Source organism: Blastococcus sp. SYSU DS0619 (genome assembly GCF_054051035.1).
In genome coordinates, this window is sequence record NZ_JBJHAM010000003.1 from 324,117 (window position 1) to 345,869 (window position 21,753).

The following is a 21,753-nucleotide window of genomic DNA, read 5'->3' on the forward strand; positions in this document are numbered from 1 at the left end:
CCACACCAGCAACGTGAGCAGGTAGCCGAGGACCACCGCCAGCTGACCGCTCACCGGCCGGCCCTCGGCAGGACGGTGATGACCGGCGCCGCGCGGTCGCCGGTGGCACCGGCAAGCGCGGCCGCCGGGTCGGACGCAGCCGCCCGCAACCCGGCCACCCGGCGGCGGACGACCAGGACCGCCAGCACCGTGAAGGACACCACGCCCATCGCCAGGGCCCAGGCCATCGTGGGGTGGATCGGCGGGCTGCCCTCGGGGCCGAGCACGGTGGGCGGCTGGTGCAGCGTCCGCCACCACACGACGGAGAAGTGCACCACGGGCACGTTGAGGAAGGCGACGACGCCGACCGCCGCGGACCGGCGGGCGGCGACGTGCGGATCGTCCGCCATCCGGCGGACCCCGAGGTAGGCGACGTACACCAGCAGCAGCACCGCCGTCGTGACCAGCCGGGCGTCCCACGTCCACCAGACACCCCAGACCGGGCGGCCCCAGAGCATGCCGAGCGCGATCGCCAGCGCCGTCAGCCCGACGCCCAGCTCGGCGGCGGCCTGCGCGTACCGGTCGAACCCGAGCTCGCGGCGCACCAGGTAGGCGACGCTGCACACCAGGACCGTCGCGAACGCCAGGTAGGCGACCCACGCGGCGGGGACGTGCACGTACATCAGCCGCTGCGCGGGGCCCTGCACGGCGTCCTCGGGAGCGACGACGAGCGCCAGGACGAGCGCGACCGCGGTCGTGACCGCCGCAGCGGTGGCGAGGAGCCCGTCACCGCGCACCGGTGTCCTACGCACGTGCGCTCCTCCTGTCGACCGGTCTCCGACCGGGAAAGGCTCGGAAGGACAGCTGGGTCAGCGGGGACGGGGCCAGCCTCTCACTCCTCGAGGAGGAAGGGGAAGACAGCCCAGGCAGCCGCCCCGACGACCAGGTCGTAGGCGACCAGCAGGACCAACCACGGGAGTGGCTGCGCGGCGAGACCGGCCTGCGTCCCGGCCAGCAGCGCCGGCAGCCCGGTGGGGAGCACCAGCGCGGCCAGCAGTCCCGCCCCGCGGGCCGAGGCCGCCAGCAGCGCGCCGAAGACGGTCGTGCTCGCCGCGACCCCGACCAGGCCGAGCACCGCCGCACCAGCCCCGACGGCGGACAGGGGCCCGTCGAGCAGCAGGACCGCCAGGATGCTCGCCGTGGCCCAGGTGACCGCCAGCGCCGTCCAGAGGACGGCCGCCTTGGCGAGGAACAGCGCCCCCGGCGGGACGAGACCCCGCAGCAGGTCCCAGGAGTCCTCGTCCCGCTCGGCTGCGGCGACGAGACGGGCCAGCGGCACCGCGGCGGTGAGCACCAGCAGCCAGACCAGACCGGGCGCCGCAGCCCGGAGCACGGCGGGATCGGGGCCGAACACCAGGCCGCCCAGGACGACGCCGGCCGCGACGAAGGGCAGCACCGACGGGAGCGCGTCGACACCGCCCAGGGCGACCCGGACGTCCCTCCGGACGAGCACGGTCACCAGACGCAGGATGCCGACGGGGGGACCCGCCGCCCCGCCGCTCACCCGAGCACCGTCGCGGCGCCCGCGACGAGTTCCAGGCAGGCGTCCACCGGGCCGAGGTGCCCGGCCACGTCCGAACCGGCGACGAGCACCGCCGAGCCGGCAGCGGTCAGCGCCCCGATCGTCCGGCGCACGGCGTCCCGGCCGGCCGCGTCGAGGTGCTCCAGCGGCTCGTCCAGGCACACGACCGCCGGGGCGACGACCCGCGCCACGGCCAGGGAGACCCGCGCGCGCTGGCCCGCCGACAGACGCCCGGCCTCGCGCTCCCACAGGTCCTCCGGCAGGCCGCAGGCGGACAGCGCCGCCGCGGCGCCGGCAGCCGGGTGCCGCCGCCCGGCCAGGGAGCCGGCGAACGCCACCGCGTCGAGCGCCCGCTGCCGGCGGCGCGCGGCAGCACCGGGCCGCAGGTACAGCGCCTGCCCGATCAGGGACCGGGATCCCGACGTGGGCTCCATCAGCCCCGCCGCGATCCGGAGCAACGTGGTCTTGCCGGCGCCGTTGCCGCCGCTGACGACGCAGACCGTCCCGGCGCCCAACCGCAGCGTGAGCGGAGCCAGCGCCGTCCGGCGCCCGTAGCGGCGGGCCACCTCGTGCAGGGAGAGCACGGGCGCGTCCACCGCGCGGGAGCCGCCGGTCCTGGACTGGTTCATCGTGCCGAGGATCGTGCCATTGCCGCGCACCCCCGGCCGCCACCGTCCGGTTGTGCGGAAGGGCGGAGCCACTAGGGTCGGACGCGACCGCAGGGGAACCCCCGGGGGGGCACCCGTCCGTCCGTCACGGAGGTTCGCGATCGTGCCAGCCGATCTCGCACCGGTGGCGGCACCGGGGCCGGGTTCGGTCCTCGACCCCGTGGGGCCCGAGGCGGCGCAGATCGCCGGCCTCACCTGGTTCATGATCGTCCTGGGCGGGCTGCTCTGGCTGGCCACCGTCGTGTTCCTGGTGCTCGCCCTGCGCCACCGGGCCAACCGGGAACCTCGGGCCTCGAACCGGGGCGCGAAGGCCTTCGTCGCCGGATGGGGCGTGGTCGTCCCGGTCGTCGTCCTCCCCGCCGTCTTCGCCTACAGCCTCGTGGTGGGGGTCGACATCTCGCGGCCTCCACCGCCCGGCGAGCTGACGGTGGAGGTCGTGGGTCACCAGTTCTGGTGGGAGGTGCGCTACCCCGACGCCGACGTCGTGACGGCGAACGAGATCCACGTCCCGGTCGGCCGCCCCGTCCGGCTGGAGATGACCTCCGCCGACGTGATCCACAGCCTCTGGATCCCGCCGGTGGCCGGGAAGCTGGACCTGCTCCCGGGCCAGACCAACACGCTGTCCTTCCAGGTCGACGAGGCCGGCCGGTACCTCGGCGAGTGCGCCGAGTTCTGCGGCATCCAGCACGCCCGCATGCAGTTCGTCCTCGTCGCCCAGGAGGAGGAGGAGTTCGCCGAGCACCTGCTCGCCCTGCAGGTGGGCACCGCGCAGCCCGACAACGATCTGGAGGAGGCCGGCCGCGAGGTCTTCCTCGCCGCGGGCTGCGGCCAGTGCCACCGGATCGAGGACGTCAGCGAGGGGTCCGGCCTGGCGCCCGACCTGACCCACCTCGCCCTGCGGGACACGATCGCCGCGGGGATGCTGGAGAACACGCGCGGCAACCTGGCCGGCTGGATCCTCGACCCCCAGGGCCTCAAGGCCGGCGTCCGCATGCCACCGAGCAACCTCTCGGGTGAGGACCTGCAGGCGCTGCTGGCCTACCTGGAGAGCCTGCGATGACCGCGCTGCAGGACCCTCCCACCACCGAGGACCGGCTCGCCGCCACGTGGGCCACCCCGCCCGGCCTGGCCGGCTGGTTCACGGCGCTGAACCACAAGCAGGTGGGTCAGCGGTTCCTGATCACCGCGTTCGTCTTCTTCGCCCTCGGCGGCATCCAGTCGGTCCTGATGCGCTGGCAGCTCGGCAGCGCCGAGAGCACCTTCCTCGACGCGCAGACCTACAACGAGCTGTTCACCATGCACGGCACGACGATGATGTTCCTCTTCGCCGTGCCGGTGGGCGAAGCCTTCGCGATGTACTTCCTGCCGCTGCTGCTGGGCACCCGGGACCTGCCCTTCCCCCGTCTGACCGCCTTCGGCTGGTACATCTACGTCCTCGGCGGGGTCTTCCTCTACAGCAGCTTCCTGTTCGGCCAGGTGCCCGACGGCGGCTGGTTCGCCTACACCCCGCTCACCGGGCCGGAGTACTCCCCGAGCGCCTCGATGGACTTCTGGCTGCTCGGCGTCACCTTCGTGGAGATCGCCACCATCGCCGGGGCGATCGAGCTCGTCGTGCTCATCCTCCGGTACCGGGCGCCGGGCATGAAGATCAGCCAGATGCCGCTGCTGGCGTGGAACGTGCTGGTCACCGGGATCGCCGTCATCTTCGCGTTCCCGCCGCTGGTGGTCGCCAGCGTGCTCCTCGAGCTGGACCGCAAGATCGGCACGCACTTCTACGATCCGGCGGCCGGTGGCGAGTCGTTGCTCTGGCAGCACCTGTTCTGGTTCTTCGGCCACCCCGAGGTCTACATCATCCTGCTGCCGGGGCTGGGCATCGTCTCCACGATCGTGCCCGTCTTCGCGCGCAGCCGGATCGTCGGCTACAGCCTGATCGCGGTCTCGACGGTCGCCATCGGCATCCTGTCGTTCGGCGTGTGGGTGCACCACATGTTCGTCACCGGCATCCCGCAGCTCGGCCTGGCCTTCTTCTCGGTGGCGAGCCTGTTCATCCCGATCCCCAGCGCCATCCAGGTCTCGGCCTGGATCGCCACCATCTGGCAGGGCCGGGCGGTGTGGAAGACGCCGATGATGTACGTCGTCGGCTTCATCGTGATCTTCGTCCTCGGTGGGGTCACCGGGGTGATGGTCGCCTCCGTCCCGTTCGACCAGCAGGCGCACGACAGCTACTTCGTCGTCGCGCACTTCCACTACGTGCTGATCGGCGGGATCCTCTTCCCGGTGCTGGCCGCCATCCACTTCTGGCTGCCGAAGATGACCGGCCGCCTGCTCGACGAGCGCATCGGCAGGACGGCGTTCTGGCTCACGTTCATCGGCTTCAACGTGACCTTCTTCCCGTTGCACATCACCGGCCTCCAGGGCATGCCGCGCCGGGTCTACACCTACGCCGAGGGCACCGGGTGGGAGCTCACGCAGGCGATCGCGACCGCGGGCACCGTCGTCCTCACGCTGGGCCTGCTCATGACGCTGGGGAACGTGGTGCTGTCGGCGCGGTACGGCGAGCGGGGCGGCGCCGACCCGTGGGGCGGGGAGACGCTGGACTGGTACGCCTCCTCTCCCCCGCCGGCCTACAACTTCCGCGGCATCCCCGAGGTCGCCAGTCGTTCCCCGCTGTGGGACACCCGGCCGTTCAAGCCGAAGTACGACCCGGCCACCTGGCAGGACGAGCTGCGCGAGCCACGCGCTCCCGTGCGGCAGGTCGTGCTCACCAGCATCCTCGACGCCGCGCCGGAGGAGCTGGTCACGCTGCCGCAGAAGTCGTGGTGGCCGCTGCTGATGGCTGCCTCGCTCACCGTCGCCCTGATCGGCACGATGATCGACGTCTACCCCATGACCCTCACCGGCGTGCTCGCCGCCGTCGTCGTCGGCACGGCGTGGATCTGGGACCGGCAGGACCAGCTGTGAGGACGAGCGGACACGCCGGGGACGTCGCGCCGCGCCCCGCCCCGCACATCGCCCGGGGCACCGGGTGGTGGGGGATGCTGCTGCTCCTCCTCGTCCTCGTGTCGATGCTGGCGGCGCTGGAGTTCTCGTACTTCTACCTGCGCGACGGCTTCGACACCTGGCCACCGGAGCCGGCACCGGAACCGGCGCTGGGGCTGGCCGCGGTCGCCACCGGACTGCTGGTGCTCAGCGCCGTCCCGGTGGCCCTGGTGCACCTGTCGGCCCGGGCGGGCGGCGCCGCCGGCCGGGTCCCCGTCGCCCTGGCCGCGGCGATCGTCCTGGGCGGGGCGTTCCTGGCCGTGCAGTTCGCCGACTACTCCGCCAACGACATCGACCCGCAGCGCGACGTCTACGGCTCCCTCTTCCTCGCCCTCGCCGGTTTCCACCACCTCAACGCCGGTCTCGCGCTGCTCGGCCTGGGGATCGTGCTCCTGCGCGTGCGCGGCGGCAGGATGCGGCCCCGGGAGCAGGAGATGGCGGTGACCGCGGCGCACTACTGGTACTTCGTCGTGTGGTCCTGGCTCGTCGTCGCCGCCACCCTCTACCTGACGCCGAGGTTCTGGTGACCGCCGCGACCCCGGAGACCAAGCGCCCCGCCGGCCGCCCGATCCTGTTCTGGTTCGGCGTGGGCGGTGGCACCACGGCCTGGCTGGCGCACCTGGTGGTCGGCTACTGGTCCATCGAGGCGGTATGCCCCACCGAGGGCCCGGCACTGCCCGTCTTCCTGGTCGTGCTCACCGTGCTGCTCGCGGCCGTGGCCGGCGCCGCGAGCTGGGCGTCGTGGTGGGCCATGCGGAACCTGCCACCGCAGCCGGAGTCCACCGCGGTGCCCCGCCCCGAGCCCCGGCCGCTGCTGCCCTGGCGGCGCCGGCGCGATCCGGAGGACGCGCCACCGGCCGGCGCCTGGGACCCGGTGCCCGGCCCCGCGCGGAACCGGATGCTCGCACTCACCGGGCTGACCATGAACCTGCTGGCGGTCGGCCTGATCCTGCTGGCCCTGCCGCCCGTCCTCGCGTACGGACCGTGCTGGTGACCCCGCGGCCGGACGTGCCCCGGGGGCGGCTGGCGGCAGTGCTGGTCGCCGCCGTGGCCGGGCTGTCCGCCTGCGTCGACGCGACCGGCGGGAACGACGAGTTCGACGCCTCGCCCGAGCGGGGACGGGAGCTGCTGCGCGAGTACGGCTGCGCGTCCTGCCACCAGGTGCCGGGGGTGGACGGACCCCAGGGGCGGGTGGGCCCGCCCCTCGGGACCATCGTCGAGCGGCGCACGATCGCCGGCACGCTGCCGCACACGCCGGACAACCTGCGGCTCTGGATCCAGGAGCCCCAGGAGGTCGACCCCGGCAACCTGATGCCCGACCTGGGGGTGACCGACGAGGACGTGGATGCCATCGTCGCCTACCTGTACTCGCTGGACGCGCCGTGAGCGCACGCCGCACGGCACCGCGCTGGTTGCTGGTGCTGGCGCTGGTCCTGGCCTGCGCGGGTCTCACGCTGGTGACCGCGCCGGTCGAGGCCGCTCCCGCCCCGGCGGCGGCACCGGCGGCCGAGGAGATCGCGGACGGCGGCACGGTCTACCAGCGGTTCTGCGGGATCTGCCACAACAACGACGGCAGCGGCATCCCCGGCACCGGCGTGGAGGCCGGCCCCGACCTCCGCGGGCTGCCGGTGGCCTACGTCGACCTGGTCATCCGGACCGGCCGGATGCCGATCCTGCACCGGGAGGTCGGGGCCGTCGAGGAGCAGCTGTCCGACGAGCAGCGAGAGGCCGTCGTCGCCTGGATGGCCGAGGAGTTCGAGCTCCAGGGAGCGGTCCCGGACGTGGGGACCGGGGATGCCGGCCGCGGTCAGCCGCTGTGGCTCACCAACTGCGCGCCCTGCCACAGCGCCGCCGGCAACGGGGGCATCTCGGCGGACGGGACGATCGCCCCGGAGGTCACCGGGGTCGACCCCACCGGGATCGTGGAGGCGCTGCGGGTCGGTCCGTTCGAGATGCCGCGGTTCGGCGACGAGGTCCTCAGCGAGCAGGATGCCGCCGACATCGCCGCCTACGTGCAGGAGCTGTCGGCGGCGGAGACCACGCCGCTGGGCCTGTCGGACGTCGGGCGGGTCTACGGGGGCGTCTTCACCGGGCTCCTGGCGCTGACCGTGGTCGGGGCGCTGGCCCTCGTCGCCCGGCGCGCCCGGCGCCCGGCCGTGCGCCCGGGCGGGCCACCGGCGCACGAGACGGAGGAGACGGAGGGCAGGCAGCAGTGACCGGAACCGAGGCTCCCCCGAAGACCCGCGGGGCGCGGCTGCGCCGCCCGGTGCCGATCGGCGCGGGCGTCGCCGCCGGCGCCCTGCTGGTGGCCTTCGTCGCGGGGGTGTTCCTGGGCTGGTCGACCGCGGCGCTGGGTCTGACGCTGACCGGCGCCCTGCTCGCCGCGGCGATCGTCGTGGCCGCGATCCCCGGACCGGTCGCCCAGGAACTGGTCTGGCCGGACGAGCGCCGGGCGGGCGACGCCCCGGTCGCGGCCGCGGCGGGGGCGGTCCTCAGCACCCCGGTGCGCCGGCGCTGGCTCCTCGGCGGGATCGGGGGCCTGGGGGTCGGCGCTCTCGCCGGCGTCGGGTGGCTCGCGTGGTCCGGGCGCGACCGCGGGCCGGAGACGGCCTGGCGGGCCGGCGTCCACCCGGTCACCGCGGAGGGCCGGCGCATCCGGGCCGCGGACGTGCCGGTGGGGGGCTTCGGCACCGTCTGGCCCGAAGGGGCCGTCCGCGCCGACCTGTCGGCGGTGGTGCTCGTCCGCCTGGCCACCCAGGAGGCGGTGCCGCCCACGGTGCTGGAGTGGGTGGTGGGTGAGCGGCTGGTCGCCTACTCCAAGATCTGCACCCACGCCGGCTGCCCCGTCGGGCTCTACCAGGAGGACACCGACTCGCTGTTCTGCCCGTGCCACCAGGCCACCTTCGACGCGGCGCGCGGCGCCACCCCGACCTTCGGCCCCGCGTCCCGGCCGCTCCCCCAGCTGCCGCTCGGGGTGGACGGCGACGGCTTCCTCGTGGCGACGGGTGGCTTCCGGACCCCGGTCGGGCCGGTGCGCGGATGAGCGTGCAGGAGAGCCCCGCCCGGCCCCGGTGGCTGCGCGAGCTGTTCGTCCCGACGCACTGGTCGTTCCTGCTGGGGCCGGTCGCCGTCGTCAGCTTCGCGGTGCTGCTCCTGACCGGCCTGGTGCTGACGTTCTTCTACCAGCCCTCCACGGAGCTGGTGGAGTACGACGGTTCCGCCGCCCTCTACGCCGGGCGGGAACTGCCCGCCGCGTTCTCGTCGGTGGTCACGATCAGCGAGGACGTGCCCGGGGGGCTGCTGCTGCGCCGGGTCCACCGGGCGGCCAGCTACCTGTTCGTCGCCGCGCTGCTGCTGCACGTCCTGCGCGTCCTGCTGGCCGGTGCGTTCCGGGGGCGCCGGTTCACGAACTACCTGGTCGGCCTGGTCCTGCTGGCCCTGGCCCTGGCCCTCGGCTGGACCGGCCAGAACCTGGTCTACGACGTCGTCACCGGGAGCAGCGTCCGGATCGGCTACACGATCGCGGCGAGCATCCCCTACGTCGGCGAGGAGCTCGCGGACCTGGCGTTCGCCGGGCCCGACGTCGACGACGTCGTCGGCCGGCTGTTCTGGCTGCACGTCCTGCTCCTGCCGCTGGCCTTCCTCCTCGGCCTGGCCCTCCACCTGTGGCTCGTGGTCCGCCACCGCCACACCGTGCTGCCCCGGCGGGAACGGGCCGACGGCCGGCTGCTGGTGACCGTGCCCACCGGTGCCGGGCTGCGATCGCGCGCGAGCCTGCTGGCGGTGCTGGTCTGCGCGCTGGTCGTGCTCGCCGGCACCCTCGTCCCCTTCGGGGACGTCACGCACATAGGCCCGTTCCTGCCCGGGGTCGCGGGCAACGACATGTACCCCGACTGGTACCTGTTCCCGATGGAGGGCGCGATCCTCCTGCTGCCCGCCGTCGACTTCACCGTCATCGGCGCGACCATCACCAACCCGCTGCTCGGCGGGGTCCTGCTGCCCCTGGTCCTCGGGGCCGCGGCCCTCGTCTACCCGCTGCTCGAGCGCCTGTTCCGGCGGCGCTCGGCGGCGGACCTGGACCTGAGCGAGCACCCGTTCCGCGCTCCGGCACGGGTCGCCTTCGTGACGCTGCTGGTGACCGTCACGGTGGTGACCTCGCTCGGCGCGGCCAGCGACGTGATCGCGGAGATCGCCGGGATGCCCGTCGCCGACGTCATCGGGATCCTCCGGGTCGCCTTCCTGGCGGCTCCGCCGCTGCTCGCCGCCGGCGTGTACTGGTACGCCCGGCGGCGGCGCAGGCAGCTCGCGGCCTGAGCCGGTCAGCCCACCCGGAGCTCCTCGACATCCGCCTCGCGGAGGGTGAGGCCCAGGCCCGGCGAGGTCAGGTCGGGCCGGACCCGCCCCCCGCGCGGCTCCGGCGCGCCGTCGAAGAGCCGGACCTCGAAGCGCTCGTGGTCGTGGAACCACTCCAGGTGCCGCAGACCCGGCGTGGCCAGGCCCAGGTGCGCGTGCAGGGCGGGAACGCAGTGCGCGGAGACCTCGAGCCCGTGTCCCGCCGCCACCGCGGCGGCCCGCAGCCACTCGGTCACGCCGCCGCAGCGGCTGGCGTCGATCTGCAGGCAGTCCACGGCCCCGGCACCGCAGAGCGCCGCGAAGTCCTCGATCCGGGCGCCGTACTCACCGGCGGCGACGTCGCAGTCCAGCCTCCGTCGGACGAGCCGCAGGCCGGCCAGGTCGTCGGAGGAGACCGGCTCCTCGAACCACACGACCCCGAGCTCGTCGAGCCGGCGACCCACCCGGACCGCCTGCTTGGCGGTGTAGCCGCCGTTGGCGTCGACCAGCAACGCCACCTCGTCCCCGACGACCTCCCGGGCCAGCGCCGCGCGCGCCAGGTCGCGGGGCACGGCACTGCCCCAGGACTCCCCGATCTTGATCTTCACCTGGTCGAACCCACGGGCGAGCCAGCCCTCGAGCTGGTCGCAGGTGGTCGCGTCGTCGTAGCTGGTGAACCCGCCGCTGGCGTAGACGGGCGAGTCCTGCCGCACGGTCCCCAGGAGGACCGCCAGCGGGACGTCCAGCAACCGGGCCTTGAGATCCCACAGCGCCACGTCGACCGCGGAGATCCCCGTCGCGATCAGGCCGCGCACCCCGGCGTTGCGGGCGGCCCGCGCCATGGCGTGCGTGGCGTCCTGCGGGTGCAGCGCCGACCGGCCCTCCACCACGCCCGCGAGCAGCCCCCGGACCACTGCGGCGGTCGCCTCGTCCGCGTAGGTCCACCCGGTCCCGGTGCGGTCCGCCGCGCGGGCCCGCACCACGACCGCCGTCGTCGCGTCCCACTGCAGCGTGCCGTCGGCCTCGGGGTGGTCGGTCGGCAGCCGGTAGACGTCCAGGCCCGCCACCGGGACGTCCGGCAATGCACTGTCCCTTGCCGCCTTCCCCGTCGGTCCGGGGCGAAACCGAGGTGGATGTTTACGATCGGATGAACGTCGCCCATGGAGGCGAGGGGGCACCGACGGCCGGTCGGGCACGTGGACCAACGCCGGTCCGGACAGGAGCCCGCCGGGACCACACCCGGCAGCTCACCCGAAGACGTCGGCCCGAGGAGGACGACATGAAGGCCACCACGCTCACCGACGGCCCACCGCGCCAGCAGGTGCTCGTGTTCGAGACCGGGGACGAGGTCGTCTCGACCCTGACCGAGTGGGCGCGCAGCCTGGAGCTGCCGGCCGCGTCGTTCACCGCGATCGGCGCCTTCGCCGAGGCCACGCTGGGCTTCTACGACCTGGACGAGCAGCGCTACCTGGAGATCCCCGTCGACGGCCAGGTCGAGGTCCTGACGCTGGCCGGTGACATCACGCTGGACGGGGAGGGTGGGTGGCAGGTGCACGGCCACGCCGTGTGCGGTCGCCGGGACGGGGCCACGGTCGGCGGCCACCTGTTGCGCGCCGTGACCCGACCCACCCTGGAGCTGGTCGTGACAGACAGCCCGACGCACCTGCGGCGCCGGCCCGACGCCGCGACCGGCCTCGCCCTCATCGACCCCCACGCGCCGGCGTCACGGGAGGACCCATGAGCGCAGCGGGAGACCACAGCGACCACGGTGGAGAGAATGATCCCGAGTTCCGCGCCGGGCGCAGGAAGCCGGCCCGGCGGCGGATCGTGGCGCTCGCTGCCGGCGTCATCGTGATCATCTTTGCCGTCCTGCTGAGCGTATGGCTGCTCGGCCGGTCCGCCGCCGACGCGCACGGCACTGCCGGGGTCGGGAGCGCCGTGCAGCACGGCGCCGCGGCGGAATCGGTCGCCGACGGGGCGGCCCGAACCGCCGCGCTCTAGGGCGATCCGACGGTCGAGGGTCGGCCGGATACGCACAGAGGCCTCGCCCGCCCCGTTTCCGGGGCGGGCGAGGCCTCTGCACTGCGATGGTAGCGGGGACAGGATTCGAACCTGTGACCTCTGGGTTATGAGCCCAGCGAGCTACCGAGCTGCTCCACCCCGCGCTGTGCCACCACTGTACCTCATCGGCAGGAGGGGCCGCCGCCCGCCCCGCGGTCCGTGCGACCAGGGGGCGGGCGGCGAGCTCAGGACGAGCTCTGCGCGGTGGCGCCCGTCGTCGCGGCGGTGGACGTCCCGTCGGCCGACGGGGTCACGACGGGGGCCGGATCGTCGGCCCGCGCGACGCGTGGGGCCCGTGTCTCCTCCCGCAACGACTTCACCAGAGAGACGAGGACCAGCAGGAGCACGACGGCGAAGGGGAACGCCGCGACGATGGACGCCGTCTGCACCCCTTCGAGGCCGCCGCTGACGAGCAGCGCGGCCGCCGAGGCGGAGATGACCAGACCCCAGACCACGCTGACGATGCGGGCCGGGTCGGCACCGCCCCGGGTGCTCAGCGACCCCAGCACGAAGGTGGCGGAGTCGGCGCTGGTCACGAAGAACGTGACGATCAGGATCATCGCCCCGATCCCGGCGATCAGGCCGCCGGGCAGCGTGTCGAGCAGGGCGAACAGCTGCGACTCGGTCGGCTGGCCCGCCAGATCCGCACCGTCCTGCTGGGCGAGGATGCCTGCGCCGCCGAAGACCGAGAACCACAGTCCGCTCACCAGCGTGGGCACACCCAGGACGCCGACCACGAACTCGCGGATGGTGCGGCCGCGCGAGACACGGGCGATGAACGTGGCGACGAACGGCGACCAGGAGATCCACCACGCCCAGTAGAAGATGGTCCAGCCGTTGATCCACTCCGAGCGCTGCGCGTCGAAGGGCCCGGTCTGCAGGCTCATCGTGGGCAGCTCGGTGACGTAGCTGCCGAGGGTCGTGGTGAACGCCCCCACCAGCCGACCGGAGGACGCGGTGAACAGGACGAAGGCGAACAGCGCCACGGCCAGGATCACGTTCGCGGTCGAGAGCCACTTGATGCCCCGGTTGATGCCCGAGAGCGCGGAGAGCAGGAAGAGCACCGTGACCACCGCGATGATCGCCAGCTGCACGCCCGAGCCGATCGCCAGACCCTCGTCGAGCGAGGCGAGCCCACCGTTGATCTGCGCGGCGCCGAGCCCCAGCGAGGTGGCCACACCGAACACCGTGGCGACCACGGCGACCGTGTCCACCACCGTGCCGAGCGGGCCGTCGGCGCGATCCCCGAGGACCGGACGCAGCGCCCCGCTGATGGTGGCCTTCCAGCCGCGACGGAACCGCGCGTAGGCCAGGGCCAGCGCCAGCACCGCGTAGATCCCCCAGGGGTGCAGACCCCAGTGGAAGAACGAGTACCGCAGCGCGTCGCGCGCCGCGTCCGTCGTCTCGGCGCCGGCGGTGGGCGGGGTCATGAAGTGCGACACCGGCTCGGCGACACCCCAGAAGACCAGGCCGATGCCCATCCCGGCACTGAAGAGCATGGCGAACCACGCCGTGGTGCTGTACTCCGGCACGTCACCGTCCTGGCCCAGCCGGATCTTGCCCCACCGCGACACCGCGACCGCGATCACCGCGATGAGCACGATCGTCGCCGTCAGCAGGTAGAACCAGCCGAACCGGTCGACGACGAACTCCCGCGCCGATCCGGCGGCGGAGTCCAGCGAGGCGGGCGCGAGTGCGCCCCACACCACGAAGGGCAGGACGACGGCCAGCGAGGCCCAGAAGACGGCTGATGTTCTGCGCACGAGGGAGTGGCTCCTCCGGTTCGGGAACGCCGACCGAGGGCCGGCGGGAGTGCGCGACCTGGGCTAGGGCGCGCCAACGATTCAGCCTGACGGAAAGCGCGGCGCCGCGCCCGCGCTACGAACCGTGAGATGACACACGCCGCCGGTTCCCGGCGTTCGCGGAGGGACCGGCGGGCGTCGTGGATCGTCGGCGGCTGCCGCAGCACCCCTCCGCCCCACCGGGCCCTCTCCACGCCTCGGAGCTCGGGAGCTGGACGACTCCGCGCAACGGCCTTCCGCGACGTCGTGACGGAGCTGACCGCGGGCCGCATCGAGCCCCGCGAGCCGGACGAGCGGCGTCGCGGGTTCCCGACGTTCTTCCTCGGCGCAGCCGGCGGCCTGATCGCCACGTCGGTGGCGTCGGTGGCGTCGGTGGCGTCGGTGCTCGTGGCCGCCGGCACAGCGGGACCGCCAGGACGGTCGCGCACCGGCGGCCGCACGGACCCGTGTGAACGGTGTGACGCAGCGCCACAACCGGTTCCGGGCGCGACGCGCGCCTTCGTCGCGGGTGCCCGGGCCCCGCCTACAGTCCGGCTCGTGGCGGGGGACGGAACGGCGAGCAGGTTCGTCGGTGACCCGCAGCCGGTGGAGATCCACCACCGCGGGATCTGGTACTCCGGAGAACTGCTGGGCTGGCGGCACACGGCCGACGGCCGCGTCTCGGCCCGCGTGCGGTGCACCATCGACGGGCTGCGGCACTCGACGTGGAAGGACCTCGCCGAGCTGCGCCTGCCCGACCCGGCGCACCCCCCGCGGCGCGAGCCGTTCCCGGCGGCACCCGCCCGCCCGATGGGAGCCCAGGCGCCCGTGGTCGAGGAGGACCGCACGCGGCCGCACACGCTCCTCGCCGCACTGACCAGCCGGCCGCGGCCGCCCGCGCACGCGGTGACGCCCCCGGCCGCGGAGCTGCGTTCCTCGCCGGCGGCGCGGACGCATCCGGCCGCGGCCCCCGCACGGCCGCGGCCGACGCCGTACCGCCGGACGCCCCGGCAGGCCGACGAGTGGTCGCGTGACTGGACCGACGCCCGCACCGCCGACGGCCGGCTCAGCACGGTCTGAGCGGCCTCCCCGACGGCGGGCCACCGACCTCCCGGTCGACGAACGACGAAGGCCCGGCCCCTGAGGGGGCCGGGCCTTCGTGGTGGTAGCGGGGACAGGATTCGAACCTGTGACCTCTGGGTTATGAGCCCAGCGAGCTACCGAGCTGCTCCACCCCGCGTCGGTAGGACCACCATATCAGCCCTGCGGACGGGTGGGCACCGGGGGCCCACCCGTCCGCGGGATGCCCGGTCAGTCGCCCCCGGCGGCCGCCTGCTGCGCCTGCTGGTAGGCCGTCACGGCCTCCTGCAGGTCGGCCAGCGCCTGGCCCTGGGCGGCGAAGTCGCCGCCCCGCTGGGCGTCGGCGAGCGCGGCCAGGGCAGCGTTCATGTCGCTGACCGCCTGCTCCAGCGTCTGGAGGTCCGCGGCGTCCCCGCCACCGTCGGCCGGCGGCTCCGTGGGCGCCGGGGTGTCCGGCGCGGGCGTCTCCGGGAGGTCGGCGGATGCGTCGCCGTCGGCCCCGGTGTCGTCGTTGTCGGTGGCCGACTCCCCTGCCCCGGCACCGAACACCTGGTCCAGCGCCTCGGCCAGCGTGTCCGCGTAGCCGACCCGGTCGCCGTAGTTGACGAGCACCTTGCGCAGCAGCGGGAAGGAGTTCTCACCCGTGCCCTCGACGTAGAGCGGCTCGACGTAGAGCAGTCCGCCGTCCCCGATCGGCAGGGTGAGCAGGTTCCCGAACACCGGTGTGGAGTCCGCGCTCCGGAACAGGTTCAGGTCACGGGCGACCTCGTCGTTGGTGTTGAACGACTGCTGCACCTGCTGCGGCCCGCGGAAGGGCGTGTTCCCGGGCAGCCGCAGCACCTGCAGGTCCCCGTAGGTGTCCCCCGGATCACTCGAGGCGGAGACGAAGGCCGACAGGTTCTGCCGGTTGAACGCGTTGAGCGCGCTCGTCAGCTGGAACGACGCACCGTCCTCGCCCGGGCGCTCGGCGAGGATGTAGTACGCCGGCTGCGGCTGGTCCGTGTTCTGCGTCGGGTCGTCCGGGACCTGCCAGCGGTTGTTGCCGCTGTAGAAGGCCTGCGGGTCGTCGACGTGGTACCGGGTCAGGATGTCCCGCTGCACCTTGAACAGGTCCTCGGGGTACCGGACGTGGCTGACGAGCTCCTCGCTCATGTCCGACTTCGGCTGGATGACCCCCGGGAACGCCTTCATGTAGGTCTGGAGGACCGGGTCCTCCTCGTCCCACGCGTACAGCGTCACCGTGCCGTCGTAGGCGTCGACGGTGGCCTTCACCGAGTTGCGGATGTAGTTGACGGTCTCGTTCGGCAGCGCGGTCGTCCCGGTGCCGGTCAGCGCGTCGGCCGCCACCTCGCCCAGCTGTGTCTGCTCGGCGTAGGGGTAGGCGTTGGACGTCGTGTACCCGTCGAGGATCCACGTGATCTCGCCGTCGACGACCGCCGGGTACGGGTCGCCGTCGACCTCGAGGAACGGCGCCACCTTCTCCACCCGGTCCCGCGGATTGCGCACGTAGAGGACCTTCGACTCCTCGTTGACCGCGCTGGAGAGCAGGAAGTTGCGCTCGCGGTAGTAGATGGCGTAGGTCAGCTGGCGGAAGAAGCTGCCGATCGCGACACCGCCCTCGCCGTCGTAGGTGTTGTTGAGCTGCCGGTCCTCGGACCCGCCCTCGGGCTGGTCGAACTCGCGCGGCGCGGCGCCCTCGGGCGCCCCGACCACGGAGTAGACGTCCTGGCCGTTGATCTGGATCAGCTCGCCGTAGTAGACCCGGCTCTCGTCGACGTCGATGGTCCCGCGGGTCGGCAGGTCACGGGTGGTGAACCGCGGCTCGCCGCCCTCCTGGCCGGCGACCACCTCGTTGGCCGGCGCCGCCACGAAGCCGTTGCCGTGGGTGTAGACGGTGTGCCGGTTGATCCAGGTGTTCTGGTTCTCCGAGAGGCCGGAGCTGTTGAGCTCGCGGACGGCCACCACGTAGTCGCGGGTCTCGCCGTCGATCGTGTACCGGTCGATGTCCAGCTTCTCCGGGAAGCCGTAGACGTTGCGGATCTGCTGACGCGCGGTGAACGTGTCGGAGAGGACGTTCGGGTCGAGCAGGCGCGCGTTGGGGATGGTCTCGGAGTCCGCGCGCAGGTCGGCCAGCGCCGCCTCCGGGTCCACCTCGTCGCCGGTCGCGTCCTGTGCGTAGTCGACGTAGTCGATCTCGGTGAGGTCGTAGGCGTCCCGGGTCGCGGCGATCGCGCGCTCGATGTAGGGCGCCTCCTTCTCGTTGGCGCTGGGACCCACGACGAACTGCTGGACGATCGCCGGGTAGGCCACGCCGATGACCAGGCTCGACACCAGCAGCAGCACCATCGCCGCGGCGGGCAGCAGGAAGTTGCGGACCACGATGTTGGCGAAGAAGGCCAGGGCGCAGACCGCCGCCACGAAGACCAGGATCGTCTTCGGCGTGAGGAGCGCGTTGACGTCGGTGTAGCTCGCGCCGGTGAAGACGTCACCGCGGCCGGAGTAGACCAGCCCGTACCGGTCGAGCCAGTAGGCGACGGCCTTGAGGGCGAGGAAGACGCCGAGCAGCACGGACAGCTGCACCCGCGCGGCGGCGGACAGCTTCTGCCCGGGGGTCTGCAGCCGCAGCCCGCCGAAGACGTAGTGGGTGAGCAGCGAGCCGATCAGCGACAGGATCACGACCGCGAACCCGAAGCCCAGCAGCAGCCGGTAGAAGGGGTACTCGAAGACGAAGAAGGACAGGTCGATGCTGAACTGCGGGTCGGTCCGGCCGAAGTCCGTGCTGTGGCGGAACGACAGCCAGGTCTCCCAGTTGCTCTGCGCGGTGAACCCCGCGAAGAGGCCGAGCACGACCGCGATGCCGGTCAGCACCAGGCCGCGGCGCGGCTCGAGCGACTGCCGGTAGCGCTCGAGGTTCTGCTGCTCGAGCGACATCGGGCGGAACGTCGGCCGGAACCGGTAGGCCAGGTACATGGCCAACGCGGTCAGCCCGCCGGTCGCCACGCCGGCGACGGCGAAGAGCAGCGCGCGGGTCTGCAGCTCGGTCCAGAAGACCTCGGTGAACCCGGTCGAGTCGAACCACAGGTAGTCGACGTAGACGTTGGTGAGCGTCCCGACGACGGAGAACAGCACCAGCAGCACGGCGACGGCACCGATGGCCAGCTTCGCGCGCCGCGACAAGGTGGGTACCGGCACGGGGGGCCGCATGGCCACGAGCGGGCTCCTTCGATATGCAGGCGTGGCCGGGGCCACGGGACGACCGACCGCGGGGGTCGGGTGGTGCGGTGCCGGGTCGGGGCCCGGCCTCCAGGACAACGCACCGCACGGCGCGGGGTTCCCGGCGCCGACGGTAACCCCGGTCCGGCGGTCGCGGGGGTGGGGTCAGCAGCTCTCCGGGGTCCGGCCGGCACGGACGTCGGCGAGGGCCTCCAGGGCGTCGTCGAGGGTGGCGACCTTGGCCAGCGGGACGCCGGCGTCGGGGGCGGCGACCGCCTCCGCGCAGTTGTCGGCCGGGACGAGGAAGAGCTCCGCGCCGATGTCCCGGGCGGAGACGATCTTCAGCGGGATGCCGCCGATGGGGCCGACGTTGCCTTCGAGGTCGATCGTGCCGGTGCCGGCGATGACCGCACCGCCGGTGAGGTCCTCCTCCCCCACCAGGTCGAGGATCCCGAGGGTGAGCATGAGGCCGGCCGAGGGCCCGCCCACGTCGGCCACCTGGATGTCCACGTCGAACGGCGCCGCCGGCTGGTCGAGCACGGAGATCCCGAGCAGCGACCCGTCGCGCCCCTCCGCGGCCCCGGTGGTGACCGTGGTCGTACCGGTCTCACCGAGCCGGGTGTAGGTCACCGGGACCGTCGTGCCGGCCGGGATACCGGTCAGGACGTCGGCCAGCACGGCGGAGTCCGGGACCGGCTGCCCGTCGACCGACTCCAGCGCGTCGCCCTCCTCCAGGCGGCCCTCCGACTGCGACCCCTCGGGCACCTCCCGCACGACCACCTTCTGCGGGTAGCCGAGCTCGCCCAGGGCCACGCTCTCGGCGGCCTGCTCCGAGGTGATGAACGCCTGGCGGTTGACCTCCCGGGTCTCCTCCTCGGTGCGGTCGGCCGGGTACACCGACTCCTCGGGGACGACGCTCACCTCGTCGTCGAACCAGCCCCGCACGGCCTGCACGAGGCTGAGCCCACCGCGGCTGACGCCCACGGTGGTGAGGTTCAGGTTGCCCTCGACCTCGTTGCGGTCCCTGCCCTCGACCTCGATGATCGGCTCGCCGTCGATGTCGCCGAGGGTGTTGAAGGTCGGGCCGGGCACCTGCGCCACGTAGGGCACCGGCACGCTCGTGCCCAGGACGCCGAAGAGCAGCAGCAGCACGGCGCCCACGCTGAGGACGGCGCTCCGACGGGTCACGAGGCGCGAGCCTATGTCGCCGACCTGGGCGGTGCCGCACCGCCGAGCTGTCCGCTGCCGGCGCAGCGCTCGCGGCCCCCGACCGAAGATCACGCGTCTACCGTGGACCCATGAGTGACGTGCCGTTCGGCTTCGGCCCTTCCGACCGTGACCCCGAGCGCCGCGAGCCCGGCCGCGGCGGCGACCAGGGCGGTGACCCGTTCGGCCTGGGCGCCTTGTTCGGCGGCATGGCCGGCGGCGGGTCGCCCGAGGACGTGCTGGGCAAGATGCCGCTGTTCGCCGAGCTGCAGAAGCTGATGAACTGGTCGGGCGGCCCGGTCAACTGGGACCTCGCCCGCCAGGGCGCCATCAGCCAGCTCGCCGCGGGGCACCAGCCGTCGTCGGAGCAGGAGCGCTCCGAGGCCGCCGAGGCGCTCCGGCTGGCCGACCTGTGGCTGGACCAGGTGACCGAGCTGCCGTCGGGGATCGAGCGGACCGCCGCGTGGTCCCGCGTGGAGTGGGTGGAGCAGACGCAGCCGGCGTGGGGCGCGCTGATCGACCCGCTGGCCGAGCGCGTGGTGGCGGCCATGACCAGCGCCCTCCCCCAGGAGGCGGCCATGTCCTTCGGGCCGATCGCCGGGATCATGGGCCGCATGGGCGGCATGATGTTCGGCGCCCAGGTGGGCCAGGCGCTGGGCAAGCTGGCCGAGGAGGTGCTGACCAGCACCGACGTCGGCCTGCCGCTGGCCCCTGCCGGCACCGGGGTGCTCGTGCCGCAGAACCTCGCCTCGTTCGCCGAGGGGCTCGACCGCCCCGCCGACGAGGTACGGCTGTTCGTCGCGCTGCGCGAGGCCGCCTCCCAGCGGCTGTTCGCCCACGTGCCCTGGCTGCGCCAGCAGCTCCAGGACGCCGTGCACGCCTACGCCCGCGGCATCACCATCGACCGCGAGGCGATCGAGCGGGGCATCAACGAGGCCATGGCCGGCGGTATGGGCGGCGGGCTGGACCCCAGCGACCCCGAGAGCATCCAGCGCCTGCTCGGCAGCGGTGTCCTGGAGCCGGAGGAGACCCCCGAGCAGCAGATGGCGCTGCGCCGGCTGGAGACCCTGCTGGCCCTCGTCGAGGGCTGGGTGGACGCCGTCGTGGCGGCGGCCGCGGCCGACCGGCTGCCCGGGCACGCCGCTCTCGCCGAGACCATGCGCCGCCGCCGGGCCTCCGGTGGGCCGGCCGAGCAGACCTTCGCCACCCTGGTCGGGCTGCAGCTGCGGCCCCGCCGGCTGCGCGACGCCGCCACCGTCTGGGGCGCCATGGGCCAGCAGCACGGCAGCGCCGACCGGGACCGGCTGTGGTCGCACCCCGACCTGCTGCCGACCTCGGAGGACCTCGACGAGCCGATGGACTTCGTCGCCCGCCAGGGGCTCGACGACGAGCTCGCCGCGCTGACCGCCGACGACGCCGGGCGCCCGGCAGCCGAGGAGTCGGCTGCCGAGGAGTCGGCTGCCGAGGAGCCGTCCGCCGACGAGCCGTCCGCCGACGAGCCCGGTGACGGACCCGGCGAGGACCGGCGCGGCTAGTCGACCGGGTCGGCCGGCGCGTCCTCGCCGGCCGCGCCGGCGGTGCTGGCCAGCTCGACGCCCTCGAGGAACCCGCGGGCCCGCTCGGCCCGCGGGTACCGGGCGACCAGTGCCCAGAAGCGCTCGTCGTGCCCGGGCTCGAGCAGGTGCACCAACTCGTGCACCAGCACGTAGTCGACGACGTACTCGGGCATCGACCGCAGCCGGCTGGAGAGCCGGATCGTCCGGTCGGCCGGCGTGCAGGAACCCCAGCGACGGTGCTGGTTGTCCACCCAGCGCACGCTGGCCGGTTCGGCTAGGCCGTCCAGGTGGGCGGAGGAGAGCGCCCGCGCCCGCGCGAGGAGTTCGGTGTCGCCGCCGAGGGACCGCTTGCGCCGCTCCTCGCGGGTGCGGAGCTTGGCCACCATCTGGGCTACCCAGCGCTGCTCCTCGGCGGGGCTGAAGGCCGCTGGGATGAGCACCACGGTGCGGCCCATCTCGCGGTAGGCGGTGACCGTGCGGCGGCGGCGCGTGCTCCGTCGGACCTCCACGAGGTCGTCGTCCGCCGGCTCAGGGCGGGCGGTCGAATCGGGAGTCGTCCGGGGCACGAAGGAACCGTAGGACACCGGCCGGGCGTGGCGCCTGCGCGGAGACACCCGCTCGGGTGCAGGTCGCACGGACGGTGGACACGGCGGCCGCTCCAGCCGGTGACGAGGGTTGCGGTCCGCACGCCGTCCACACCCGGTGGGGGGGCATCCGCGCAGTTCGGAACCGCGGCGGTGACTACGCCGGGTGCGCTGTCCCCGGCCCGTCCCCGGGTTCCGCACAACGACACGCCTGGTCGTCCCCATGGCGTCCACAGGGTTGTCCACAGCTGTGGGGAACGCACCGCGGGCACGCACCCGGGGCGGCCCGTCCGGGCGGCCGGCGACGGCGTCGCGCCGGGCCCGCCCGGGTAGCGTTCTCGCGCAACGGCGCCCGGCGTGCGAGCCGAGGCGCCCCGAGGCGAGGAGATCCCGTGGCGGAGAGCTACAACGGCTACTGCGTGAAGTGCAAGGAGAAGCGCGACTTCGACGGCGAGGTCAAGGTCAGCGAGTCGGGCCGTCGCATGGCGCAGGGCACCTGCCCCGTCTGCGGCACCAAGATGAACCGGATCCTCGGGAAGGCCTGAGCAGCCCCCCTCCTGCGGCCCCTCGCACGCCCGGGGCCGGGCAGGACGACCGTCGCGACGGCGGCATCCCCCGCGGGATGCCGCCGTCCGTCGTCCTGTGGACGACGGATCCGCGACGCCCGCCGGG

Annotated in this window: 21 protein-coding genes and 2 tRNA genes; 13 read left to right on the top strand and 10 right to left on the bottom strand. The window is 73.7% G+C overall.

The genetic code is table 11. The annotated features are described in order from the left end of the window. Nucleotides 1–50 precede the first annotated feature (50 nt). From ccsA to ACI79T_RS06470, 3 genes are all read right to left on the bottom strand, one after another. Complete coding sequence (gene ccsA, locus ACI79T_RS06460; RefSeq protein WP_456609220.1) at nt 51–791, bottom strand: cytochrome c biogenesis protein CcsA; 741 nt, start codon at nt 789–791, stop codon at nt 51–53. A gap of 80 nt (nt 792–871) precedes the next feature. Beyond that, the gene (locus ACI79T_RS06465; protein ID WP_456609221.1) at nt 872–1,498 is read right to left on the bottom strand and encodes a heme exporter protein CcmB; all 627 of its coding nucleotides are present in this window, start codon (nt 1,496–1,498) and stop codon (nt 872–874) included. A gap of 41 nt (nt 1,499–1,539) precedes the next feature. After that, nucleotides 1,540–2,190 (bottom strand): ABC transporter ATP-binding protein, encoded by a 651-nt coding sequence (locus ACI79T_RS06470; RefSeq protein ID WP_456609222.1) that lies wholly within the window; start codon nt 2,188–2,190, stop codon nt 1,540–1,542. Nucleotides 2,191–2,332: 142 nt separating this feature from the next. On the opposite strand from ACI79T_RS06470, the gene coxB reads away from it, so the two are divergent. From coxB to ACI79T_RS06510, 8 genes are read left to right on the top strand one after another with little or no spacing between them, the layout of a single operon-like run. Further along, the gene (coxB, locus tag ACI79T_RS06475) at nt 2,333–3,289 is read left to right on the top strand and encodes a cytochrome c oxidase subunit II (RefSeq protein ID WP_456609223.1); all 957 of its coding nucleotides are present in this window, start codon (nt 2,333–2,335) and stop codon (nt 3,287–3,289) included. After that, entirely contained in the window at nt 3,286–5,190 is a 1,905-nt protein-coding gene (gene ctaD / locus ACI79T_RS06480) for a cytochrome c oxidase subunit I (RefSeq protein WP_456609224.1), read from the top strand. The genes coxB and ctaD overlap by 4 nt, the downstream gene beginning before the upstream one ends. Further along, nucleotides 5,187–5,795: a cytochrome c oxidase subunit 3 gene (locus tag ACI79T_RS06485; RefSeq protein ID WP_456609225.1), complete on the top strand. Its 609-nt coding sequence runs from the start codon at nt 5,187–5,189 to the stop codon at nt 5,793–5,795. The genes ctaD and ACI79T_RS06485 overlap by 4 nt, the downstream gene beginning before the upstream one ends. Further along, the gene (locus ACI79T_RS06490) at nt 5,792–6,262 is read left to right on the top strand and encodes a hypothetical protein (protein ID WP_456609226.1); all 471 of its coding nucleotides are present in this window, start codon (nt 5,792–5,794) and stop codon (nt 6,260–6,262) included. The genes ACI79T_RS06485 and ACI79T_RS06490 overlap by 4 nt, the downstream gene beginning before the upstream one ends. Next, nucleotides 6,259–6,654 (top strand): c-type cytochrome, encoded by a 396-nt coding sequence (locus tag ACI79T_RS06495; RefSeq protein WP_456609227.1) that lies wholly within the window; start codon nt 6,259–6,261, stop codon nt 6,652–6,654. Before ACI79T_RS06490 ends, ACI79T_RS06495 begins: the two co-directional genes overlap by 4 nt. Further along, on the top strand, nt 6,651–7,484 hold the full coding sequence (locus ACI79T_RS06500; RefSeq protein ID WP_456609228.1) for a c-type cytochrome: 834 nt from the start codon (nt 6,651–6,653) through the stop codon (nt 7,482–7,484). Before ACI79T_RS06495 ends, ACI79T_RS06500 begins: the two co-directional genes overlap by 4 nt. Further along, complete coding sequence (locus tag ACI79T_RS06505) at nt 7,481–8,311, top strand: QcrA and Rieske domain-containing protein (protein ID WP_456609229.1); 831 nt, start codon at nt 7,481–7,483, stop codon at nt 8,309–8,311. Before ACI79T_RS06500 ends, ACI79T_RS06505 begins: the two co-directional genes overlap by 4 nt. Beyond that, on the top strand, nt 8,308–9,582 hold the full coding sequence (locus ACI79T_RS06510) for a cytochrome b N-terminal domain-containing protein (protein ID WP_456609230.1): 1,275 nt from the start codon (nt 8,308–8,310) through the stop codon (nt 9,580–9,582). Before ACI79T_RS06505 ends, ACI79T_RS06510 begins: the two co-directional genes overlap by 4 nt. A 5-nt stretch (nt 9,583–9,587) precedes the next feature. Here the strand turns inward: ACI79T_RS06510 and ACI79T_RS06515 are convergent, their stop codons facing one another. Next, nucleotides 9,588–10,682: an enolase C-terminal domain-like protein gene (locus ACI79T_RS06515; RefSeq protein WP_456609231.1), complete on the bottom strand. Its 1,095-nt coding sequence runs from the start codon at nt 10,680–10,682 to the stop codon at nt 9,588–9,590. A 197-nt stretch (nt 10,683–10,879) separates the two neighbouring features. On the opposite strand from ACI79T_RS06515, the gene ACI79T_RS06520 reads away from it, so the two are divergent. Beyond that, nucleotides 10,880–11,341, top strand: coding sequence for a PPC domain-containing DNA-binding protein (locus tag ACI79T_RS06520; RefSeq protein ID WP_456609232.1), 462 nt, complete (start codon nt 10,880–10,882; stop codon nt 11,339–11,341). Beyond that, a complete protein-coding gene (locus tag ACI79T_RS06525; RefSeq protein ID WP_456609233.1) occupies nt 11,338–11,601 on the top strand; it encodes a hypothetical protein in 264 nt (87 codons plus the stop codon). The genes ACI79T_RS06520 and ACI79T_RS06525 overlap by 4 nt, the downstream gene beginning before the upstream one ends. Nucleotides 11,602–11,688: 87 nt before the next feature. On the opposite strand, the gene ACI79T_RS06530 is transcribed toward ACI79T_RS06525, so the two are convergent. Further along, a tRNA-Met gene (locus ACI79T_RS06530) sits at nt 11,689–11,765 on the bottom strand. 81 nt (nt 11,766–11,846) lie between these two features. Then, the gene (locus ACI79T_RS06535; protein WP_456609234.1) at nt 11,847–13,424 is read right to left on the bottom strand and encodes a BCCT family transporter; all 1,578 of its coding nucleotides are present in this window, start codon (nt 13,422–13,424) and stop codon (nt 11,847–11,849) included. Nucleotides 13,425–14,000: 576 nt separating this feature from the next. On the opposite strand from ACI79T_RS06535, the gene ACI79T_RS06540 reads away from it, so the two are divergent. Continuing rightward, the gene (locus ACI79T_RS06540; RefSeq protein ID WP_456609235.1) at nt 14,001–14,522 is read left to right on the top strand and encodes a hypothetical protein; all 522 of its coding nucleotides are present in this window, start codon (nt 14,001–14,003) and stop codon (nt 14,520–14,522) included. 83 nt (nt 14,523–14,605) lie between these two features. Here the strand turns inward: ACI79T_RS06540 and ACI79T_RS06545 are convergent. The 3 genes from ACI79T_RS06545 to ACI79T_RS06555 all read right to left on the bottom strand — a co-directional run bounded on the left by ACI79T_RS06545 (nt 14,606) and on the right by ACI79T_RS06555 (nt 18,923). Continuing rightward, a tRNA-Met gene (locus tag ACI79T_RS06545) sits at nt 14,606–14,682 on the bottom strand. Nucleotides 14,683–14,753: 71 nt separating this feature from the next. Then, the gene (locus tag ACI79T_RS06550; protein WP_456609306.1) at nt 14,754–17,726 is read right to left on the bottom strand and encodes a UPF0182 family membrane protein; all 2,973 of its coding nucleotides are present in this window, start codon (nt 17,724–17,726) and stop codon (nt 14,754–14,756) included. A 174-nt stretch (nt 17,727–17,900) separates the two neighbouring features. After that, on the bottom strand, nt 17,901–18,923 hold the full coding sequence (locus ACI79T_RS06555; protein WP_456609236.1) for a YlbL family protein: 1,023 nt from the start codon (nt 18,921–18,923) through the stop codon (nt 17,901–17,903). Nucleotides 18,924–19,033: 110 nt separating this feature from the next. Here ACI79T_RS06555 and ACI79T_RS06560 point away from each other — a divergent pair, with 110 nt between their 5' ends. Then, entirely contained in the window at nt 19,034–20,476 is a 1,443-nt protein-coding gene (locus ACI79T_RS06560; RefSeq protein WP_456609237.1) for a zinc-dependent metalloprotease, read from the top strand. On the opposite strand, the gene ACI79T_RS06565 is transcribed toward ACI79T_RS06560, so the two are convergent. Further along, entirely contained in the window at nt 20,473–21,063 is a 591-nt protein-coding gene (locus ACI79T_RS06565; RefSeq protein WP_456609238.1) for a M48 metallopeptidase family protein, read from the bottom strand. The two genes, ACI79T_RS06560 and ACI79T_RS06565, sit on opposite strands and share 4 nt — an antisense overlap. 410 nt (nt 21,064–21,473) lie before the next feature. Between ACI79T_RS06565 and ACI79T_RS06570 the strand changes: the two genes are divergently transcribed. Further along, nucleotides 21,474–21,626, top strand: coding sequence for a DUF5679 domain-containing protein (locus ACI79T_RS06570; RefSeq protein ID WP_012950213.1), 153 nt, complete (start codon nt 21,474–21,476; stop codon nt 21,624–21,626). Nucleotides 21,627–21,753 lie beyond the last annotated feature (127 nt).

Coding starts and splice junctions, on each gene's coding strand:
- ACI79T_RS06470 (WP_456609222.1), bottom strand. CDS start 2,190: ATGAACCAGTCCAGGACCGGCGGCTCCCGCGCGGTGGACGCGCCCGTG.
- ctaD (WP_456609224.1), top strand. CDS start 3,286: ATGACCGCGCTGCAGGACCCTCCCACCACCGAGGACCGGCTCGCCGCC.
- ACI79T_RS06510 (WP_456609230.1), top strand. CDS start 8,308: ATGAGCGTGCAGGAGAGCCCCGCCCGGCCCCGGTGGCTGCGCGAGCTG.
- ACI79T_RS06520 (WP_456609232.1), top strand. CDS start 10,880: ATGAAGGCCACCACGCTCACCGACGGCCCACCGCGCCAGCAGGTGCTC.
- ACI79T_RS06525 (WP_456609233.1), top strand. CDS start 11,338: ATGAGCGCAGCGGGAGACCACAGCGACCACGGTGGAGAGAATGATCCC.
- ACI79T_RS06550 (WP_456609306.1), bottom strand. CDS start 17,726: ATGCGGCCCCCCGTGCCGGTACCCACCTTGTCGCGGCGCGCGAAGCTG.
- ACI79T_RS06560 (WP_456609237.1), top strand. CDS start 19,034: ATGAGTGACGTGCCGTTCGGCTTCGGCCCTTCCGACCGTGACCCCGAG.